Annotated in this window: 6 protein-coding genes and 1 pseudogene; 2 read left to right on the plus strand and 5 right to left on the minus strand. The window is 53.3% G+C overall.

Annotated features, from left to right (window positions below):
* Together RMSM_RS09310 and RMSM_RS09315 are read left to right on the plus strand one after the other, a co-directional pair.
* Window positions 1-523, plus strand: a 523-nt coding sequence (locus RMSM_RS09310) for a MutS-related protein (protein ID WP_040764966.1), incomplete at its 5' end; no start/stop codon positions are given.
* Between the two features lie 353 nt (window positions 524-876).
* On the plus strand, window positions 877-2,178 hold the full coding sequence (locus RMSM_RS09315; protein WP_008694617.1) for a Gfo/Idh/MocA family protein: 1,302 nt from the start codon (window positions 877-879) through the stop codon (window positions 2,176-2,178).
* A gap of 88 nt (window positions 2,179-2,266) precedes the next feature.
* Here RMSM_RS09315 and RMSM_RS09320 read toward each other — a convergent pair whose 3' ends face one another.
* From RMSM_RS09320 to RMSM_RS09345, 5 genes and pseudogenes are all read right to left on the minus strand, one after another.
* Window positions 2,267-2,518 carry a hypothetical protein gene (locus tag RMSM_RS09320; protein ID WP_040764967.1) on the minus strand — a complete coding sequence of 84 codons (252 nt, stop codon included), beginning with the start codon at window positions 2,516-2,518 and terminating at the stop codon, window positions 2,267-2,269.
* 131 nt (window positions 2,519-2,649) lie between these two features.
* Window positions 2,650-3,852 (minus strand): DUF1559 domain-containing protein, encoded by a 1,203-nt coding sequence (locus RMSM_RS09325; protein ID WP_040764968.1) that lies wholly within the window; start codon window positions 3,850-3,852, stop codon window positions 2,650-2,652.
* A 629-nt stretch (window positions 3,853-4,481) separates the two neighbouring features.
* Window positions 4,482-4,733, minus strand: a complete 252-nt coding sequence (locus RMSM_RS09335) for a hypothetical protein (protein WP_008694628.1) — start codon at window positions 4,731-4,733, stop codon at window positions 4,482-4,484.
* A 134-nt stretch (window positions 4,734-4,867) separates the two neighbouring features.
* Window positions 4,868-6,097, minus strand: coding sequence for a DUF1559 domain-containing protein (locus RMSM_RS09340; protein WP_008694629.1), 1,230 nt, complete (start codon window positions 6,095-6,097; stop codon window positions 4,868-4,870).
* A 327-nt stretch (window positions 6,098-6,424) separates the two neighbouring features.
* Window positions 6,425-7,314, minus strand: a pseudogene (locus RMSM_RS09345) (hypothetical protein); the annotation flags it as partial.

A 7,314-nucleotide genomic window follows, 5' to 3' on the forward strand; every position in this document is an offset into this window, starting at 1 on the left:
GGACGAAATTGGACGTGGGACCAGCACCTATGATGGATTGTCGTTGGCGTGGGCGATCACCGAACATCTTCACGAACAAGTGGGATGTCGCACGTTGTTCGCTACGCACTATCACGAGTTGACACAGCTCGAAGAAACGCTGCCCCGCGTGGCCAACTTGAACATCGCGGTCAAAGAGTGGAATGACGAGGTGGTGTTCTTGCACCGTATCGTCAGCGGAGGTGCCGATAAGAGTTATGGAATTCATGTCGCACGACTTGCCGGTATCCCCAAGGCCGTCAATGAACGCGCCAAGGATGTCTTGGCACAATTGGAGCACGAGCATCGCGATGCGTTGGATCGCCCCAAATTGGGCGGACCTGCGAAAGGCGACAGTAACGGCAATTTCCAATTGACACTGTTTGGTTTTGCCGATCATCCGCTGTTGGACGACATCCAAAAATTGGATGTCAACGCAATGACGCCGATCGACGCGTTGCAGTTTTTACAGTCCGCCAAAGAGCAGCTCAAGACCAAAGTCTAAGTGCCATTCGTGTAGGTCGAAGTAGGCCGGATCCATTGATGTAGGCCGGATCAAGTCGCGATAGCGGCGCCGATCCGGCGGGATGCGATGGTGATGGTGAATTCGTTTTAGCTGCGTGCCGGATCTCCGCGTTGCTGCGATCCGGCCTACGCGTTGTGATCGCGGAGCGATCAACGACAATGGGCATGATGCGAATGTGTTGGTGAATTCGCTTTCGCCGCGGATGCCGGATCTCCGCGTTGCTGCGATCCGGCCTACGGGGCGGGGGCGATGGGGTATGATGGGGACATAACGCTGAAGCGTTTCCTCACCTCACCTCACCTTGCACTCACCTGCTCCAAGGATCCCTGCCAATGCAAACGCCAAATCGTACGAACCGACGTGATTTTATTGCTGTTTCGGCCTCCGCCGCGGCGATGGCCGCACCTTACTTCGTTTCATCACGATCGCTCGGAGCCGCCGAACACGTTGCTCCATCCGAAAAAATCACGCTGGGCGTGATTGGGATGGGACCGCGATGCACCTATGACATGAAATCGATTTTGCAGCTTGGCGATGTGCAATGTGTGGCCATTGCCGACGTGCAACAGTCACGTCGTGATGCCGGTAAAAAAATGGTTGACGATCATTATGGCAATCGCGACTGCCAACTCTATAGTGATTTTCGTGAACTGCTCGCCCGTCCCGATATCGATGCGGTGATCATCGCAACCGGAGATCGGTGGCACGCTGCTGCTTCGATCTTGGCCGCTGAATCCGGCAAGGATGTGTACAGCGAGAAGCCTTGCGGGATCACCATTGGCGATTGCCAAAACATCTCCAAAACGTTCAAAAAGACTGGACGCATCTTTCAAGCGGGAACCCAGCGACGGAGCGTCCCCAATTTTCAAACCGCTGTTCAGCTGGCGCAAACCGGTCGACTTGGAAAAATCGAATCGCTGTATGCGTCGGTCTATATTCCGACGCTGCGGAATGAATGGTTGCCCGGCGAGCCAACGCCAACCAAGGAGGTGTGTGATTGGAACATGTGGCTCGGGCCCGCTCCGTGGCGGCCGTATAACTCGAAATACGTTGCCGGTCGGTGGCGTGGTGAATACGACTTTGACAGCGGTGCCAGACTACTGGATTGGGGCGCTCACACCGTCGATTTGTGCCAATGGGCAAACCAAGCCGACGACACCATGCCAATCCAGTACGAACCGACCGACGAAAACATCCTTTGCACGTATGCCAACGGAGTCAGACTTGTTATCGATTTTCTCGCCGATCCGTTTGGTGATCGGGGGCCACGCTGGATCACACGGCTTGGTACCTGTCCCGTGCGTTTTGTCGGCAGCGAAGGCTCGGTCGAAACCGGTGACGAAGGTGAGATCGTGGCAAGCTCGGCGAGCCTTAACGACGAACTGGCTCAAACCAAGCGTGTCCGTGGACTCGATGTTTCCGCCCACGCCCGCAACTTTTTTGATTGCGTCAAGAGTCGCCAGCAAACGGTTTGCAATCCGACCGTGATGCGTCGATCGCATGTCGCTTGTCATGCCGCTGCGCTTTCGTGGATTCTGAAACGCAAACTCACGATCAACCCTGATACCGAAGCGTTTGTTGATGACGATGAAGCCAACCGGCTGCGGTACCGTAGCCCTCGCGTTTGGTCCTAACAAATGTTGTATGTTTGGCAAAAAAAAACGGCGGAGCGACATTGTCGTTCCGCCGTTATCTCGTCAATCAGACAGAGCTCAACGTCTGCTAAACTTTTTCGCGTGTGATCGTGATTCCTTCGAACTCATTGGAATCAAGATCACTGGTTTCGGGCTCTGATTCGCGTAGTTCAGGATTCTCATCGAGAAATTCTGTGATCTCTTCGATATTCGTTGCGGTTCCTTCACCACTGCTTGCGCCTCCGCAGCCAGCCGTCACGACTAGGCAACTGGCAACCAAGAACGAGGCGAGGCCGTGGCTGATCTTTCTATATAACCCAACGCATTTTTTGCAATTCATATTTTAGGCTTCTCTTTTGATGTGAGATGGCTCGCAGCCTCGCATCAGTCACGAGCATGAAATGAGATGTTGATTCAGGTAGCGACGAACGAAACGTCGCTCAAACTAGCGGCCGAACGAATGGTTGCGGACTAAAAGTCTGCGTCGATGGTTTCGTTCGCAGCACGTGTGCCCAATTTACCCCACAAACCAAACGGGCTTTTCGAACCTGGTTTGACGGACGATCCTTCGTAGACTTGGGCCGAGCTACTGTTTCCAGCTTCGATAGAGTCGGTAATGAATTTCACCGCACCGTCACCCATCAAGACATGAACGCCACCTTGGTGACGGCTGCTCGGCGGAGCAATCAACGAATTTCCGTGATAGGTTTTGTCGATGCAAAGCTCTCGGTTGGGTGGCAAAATTGTATTGATCTGAGCATACAATGGACGTCCCGATGCCCACTTGTATCCGCGACGTTGCTCGGAGTTTCCTACTGTTTTTCCACCATCCCAAAACTGAGGACGTTCAGCGTCCTTGAAACCTTCACATGAAAGAGCACCGCCGGCCAATCGAATTCCCTGCCCCGATTCACTTTTGGTGAGGGTCGATTCCTTGGGTTGTGTTCGAACATCCGAATCACCCAGGTCGGTTGTGATTTCGCCCATACAGATGGTGTTGGCAAGCCCATCGAGAACGTCGCGGAAACGCATGGTTTTGCGACCGATAAACATGCCTCGCTGCGCGGCACGTGACAGTGTTGCAAAATTATCAACGCCGTTGTCTCGCAAGGCTCCCCAATTACTCAGGTAAGCCGAATCGCCTGTACAGAAGACGTAGTTGGTTCGAGCGGCCGCAGGTAACCCCACGCCTGGATCGCTCGGACATCGCATCGCGGGGACTTCGGTAAGCCAAGGTTGGTAAACATTAACCGCATGGTGGCTGGCGTTCATCAATGGAGTTCCTCCCATTGGCGGCCAAACGTCATTGGTGGTTGCCGGATTTCCATCGGCATCCAATGGATTGCTGATGCTTTCCCAAAGCGCTTGCTGTTCGAAAAATGGCAGCATGCCAACCATCGCACTAAGCCCCAAGCGATTGTGTCCCGTGGCAGCAATGACAAAGTTTCCAGGACCGTAGGTTCCCGTCATCAATTTGGGCAACTGCTTGTAAGCGGCATGGTAATTGTGAACCGCCAATCCAAGCTGCTTCACATTGTTGCTGCAACTCATCCGTCTGGCGGCTTCGCGAGCAGCTTGGACGGCGGGCAGCAATAACCCGACGAGTACACCAATAATTGCGATCACCACCAAAAGCTCCACTAAAGTGAAGCCAACTTTCGGTTTCGTCTGCATCTCTCTGAACTCCAATGAACAAGCGTGAAAAGATTGCTCGTCCAGGGCGGCCGAAAATTAACGGGGGATAAAAGCTCTTTTTGGCCACCAGAACGGGCATTATGTACCTGCAACCTTAACGTAATGGGGGCGCCCATGCGAACGTTTGGGGGGCTGTTTTCGTAAGAATTCCGAAATGCTTTGAGACAAGTGATCAGGGCTGTACAAACGTTGTTCGTCCTAGTCTATAGGTAAACGGCAATGTCTATAGTTTTTTGCCAGCAGAGGCACCGAGGCGATTCGCTCGTGCATTGCGGCGTTTTGACCGTAGAGGATGAGTCCCGAAACACCCGATCCGAATGATGACAGGTGTATAGATTTTGGAGTTTTGGGATTCGCGGCTAAGCCCATTTGCCGATTAGAGACAGGGCCGAATATCGACAGCGTGGTGGCGACGTTGGTTTCCGCCGCAGAGAAAAAGTTTTGCGTCGATGGCGACTCTATCGCCCGGCGATCGATCGTGCGTGGGTGAAACGTACTCTCTGGGATTGGAAGCCGGCCAGCCCTAACTTGCAAAAAAAAACGGCGAGCGACTTGGTCGCACCGCCGTTTTCAGAATCGTTTTCAGAATCTTTTGCCAAGCGTTTGGGCTAAGCGTCGCTGCGTCGTGCCGTTTGTTTTCCGGCCGGAGCTTCGGGCGTTGGCGCTTTTTCTTCCTCGCTTGACGCATCGGTCAGCTCAGGATGCTCCTGGATATACCGAGAGATTTCACCTTCTCCAGCAATGATGCCCGCGTCTCCGCCACCGCCACAGCCCACAACCGTCCCCATGAATCCGATCGCGAAAATGGTCAAACGGAATCTGTTTCGTGCGTTCGTGTGTTGCTTTAATTGAAAGTTCATTTGTATACGAATCCTCTATCTGATTTGGAAAGTGTCTCATCGAGAAGGAACGACGGAACGTTTATGAAGTGATGTAAATCGCTGAGTAATCGTTTCATGATCCAGCGATGGGGATTAAGAGTGCTAACGTATCGTTAAAAATCTCCGGAGAGAGTTTCATTGCTGGCACGTGTTCCGAGCGCGCCCCATAATCCAAATGGGCTTTTCGACCCCGGAGCCAGAGATGCGGCTTGGTCGGTCACTTGCGCACTGTTGGTGTCGCCAGCTTCGATCGAACTGGTGATGAATTTGACAGCACCATCAGTCATTAACACATGGCATCCACCTTGATGACGACTGCTCGGTGGGAAAATCCCAGCAGTGCCGTGGTAGGTGTTGGACATGCAAAGTTCCGAGTTGGGGGGCAGGATTGTATTTACGCTGCTGTACATCGGGCGGCCAAGTGCCCATTTGTAACCGCGTCGTTGTTCGGAGTTGCCGACCATCAAGATACCGCTTTTCCAAAACTGGGGTCGGTCGGGATCAAGGTGAGTTCGGCACGAAACGGCGCCGCCGATTTTGAACATTGGATTGCCACCGTCGGTGCCGTTCATCGTACTTTGTGCTGCCTGTCCACGTACATCAAGGTCGCCAAGGTCAGTGATCATTTCGCCCGAACAAACCGTGTTGGCAAGTCCATCGAGAATGTCACGAAACTTCATCGTTTTTCTCGACACAAACACACCACGACAGGCGGCCCGAACGCCGGTGGAACGGGTCGAGTCGGTATTGCCGTTGTTGTCCAGTCCACCTTCGTTGGAACGATAATGAGAGTCACCAATGCAAGCGCCGTAGTTCGTTCGTCCTTGTGCGGGCAATCCCGTTCCTGGATCACTCGGACAACGAAACGAGGGAACTTCGGTCAACCAAGGATCGTATTGGGTAGTCGCATGACCACCGCCGCCGGTCAACCCCTTCATCGGGCAAGGCCCCATCGCAGCGAAAACGCCATTGCCCAACGGGTCATTAAATGGATTGCTGATCTGCTCCCACAACGCTTGCTGTTCGATGAATGGCGTCAATCCAACAAGCCAACTTAATTCGAGTCGATTGTGCGATAGCTCAGGCGGGTCACCAAAGAACGCGTCGACCGTGCCGGTCCCCGGTTTGGTTCCGGTCATTTGAGTCGGCAATTGATCGTAGGCTGCGTGGTAATTGTGCAGCCCCAATCCGATCTGCTTGAAATTGTTGCTGCAGCTCATCCGGCGTGCCGCTTCACGTGCCGCTTGGACGGCGGGAAGTAATAGTCCAACTAAAACACCGATGATCGCGATGACAACCAGCAGTTCCACCAAGGTGAAACCAGAACTCGATCTTTCTTTCATCTTCTAAACTCCGAAATAAGTCAAACTGGAAAAGGAGGCGATTGGTCTATAGATTGACGCATCTATAGAGACAGCAGGGAGCCGCGTGCAGTGATCACGTTTGCGGTTGGCTAAGTGCGGATAGAACCTAAAGGCGCATTTCGAGTGCATTCATTCCGAGAGAAATTCACGGAAAAAGGGGAGGCGTTGATGGATCTCCCAAGGAAGAGCTATGGGAGCAAAGGGGCGAGAAGAAACTCTTTGTGGGTGCAAAACTCACGTCGCGGTGTGGCGGGGGGCACACACTTACTTCACGAATTATAGTTCACCAATGAAACCCCTGGCAATCTATGGAGTTTCGAGATTTTTAGTTTTTAATCGTTGAAACATTTCCGCAGCTTTTCGCTGTGCGTCGGCTTCGGTCGTTCGTCCCAAGCTTTGGTAGATTGCTTCCAATGCTCGACGTGCCGCAACTTGGGATGGATCGATTTCAAGTGAATGCTGCAAGGCTTTGATTGCCTTTTCCGAGTTGCCATCGTTCTGCTCGGCCAAACCCAGAAAATACGAGTCGCTCGCGTCGACATGAAGCTGTTGCAACATTTGGTAGAGCGGGATCGCTTTGCGGTTTTCACCGCGATCGAGATAGATCCGAGCCAAAGTGTGGGCGGCAACGATACGGGCGTCGATGTCGGCTTCGTTTGTAAGAACTTTTTGAGCCAAATCTTCGGCAATGGGAATTGCTCCCTGTTCGCGGGCCAGCCAGATCAAGGCGGCGTCAACATCGCCATCGGCGTTTCCGTTCTGTTTGATCTGGATCAATTCTTCGGTGGCCTTAAGCATCAACGCCGCAAATTTCGGGTCGCCGCCCCGGCGTCGATAGAGTTCGTATTTGCTTAGGGCGGCAAGTCGCTGCCGCTCTGCGGGATCGAGATGGCCGATGTCCAAGATCGGCTCGACTTCGGTTGTGCCGGGATCGAGTGTGTCGGATTTAGGAGCGGCTGTGAGTTGTAGATTGCCGCGGGGGTAGACACCAATTTGATGGTTGCTCAGTGCGAAATGAGCCACCTCGGTATCACGGCGGGGCATGTGGCAATCGGCACAGTTGTTTTTATTCTCGGCAAGTCGCCGGTCATGCGTTTGGCCGCAGGCGTCGTCACGGTGGCACTGGTAACATTTGTTGCGATGGTACTCGATCTTGTTCTCGGCGGTCGGAGGGTCATGGGGATCATGACAAGTGA

The organism is Rhodopirellula maiorica SM1 (assembly GCF_000346295.1).
Lineage (GTDB): Bacteria > Planctomycetota > Planctomycetia > Pirellulales > Pirellulaceae > Novipirellula > Novipirellula maiorica.

What these genes read in the sequence shown, in the direction of transcription:
- RMSM_RS09335 (WP_008694628.1), bottom strand. Translation starts at nt 4,733, where the DNA reads ATGAACTTTCAATTAAAGCAACACACGAACGCACGAAACAGATTCCGT.
- RMSM_RS09325 (WP_040764968.1), bottom strand. Translation starts at nt 3,852, where the DNA reads ATGCAGACGAAACCGAAAGTTGGCTTCACTTTAGTGGAGCTTTTGGTG.
- RMSM_RS09340 (WP_008694629.1), bottom strand. Translation starts at nt 6,097, where the DNA reads ATGAAAGAAAGATCGAGTTCTGGTTTCACCTTGGTGGAACTGCTGGTT.
- RMSM_RS09315 (WP_008694617.1), top strand. Translation starts at nt 877, where the DNA reads ATGCAAACGCCAAATCGTACGAACCGACGTGATTTTATTGCTGTTTCG.
- RMSM_RS09320 (WP_040764967.1), bottom strand. Translation starts at nt 2,518, where the DNA reads ATGAATTGCAAAAAATGCGTTGGGTTATATAGAAAGATCAGCCACGGC.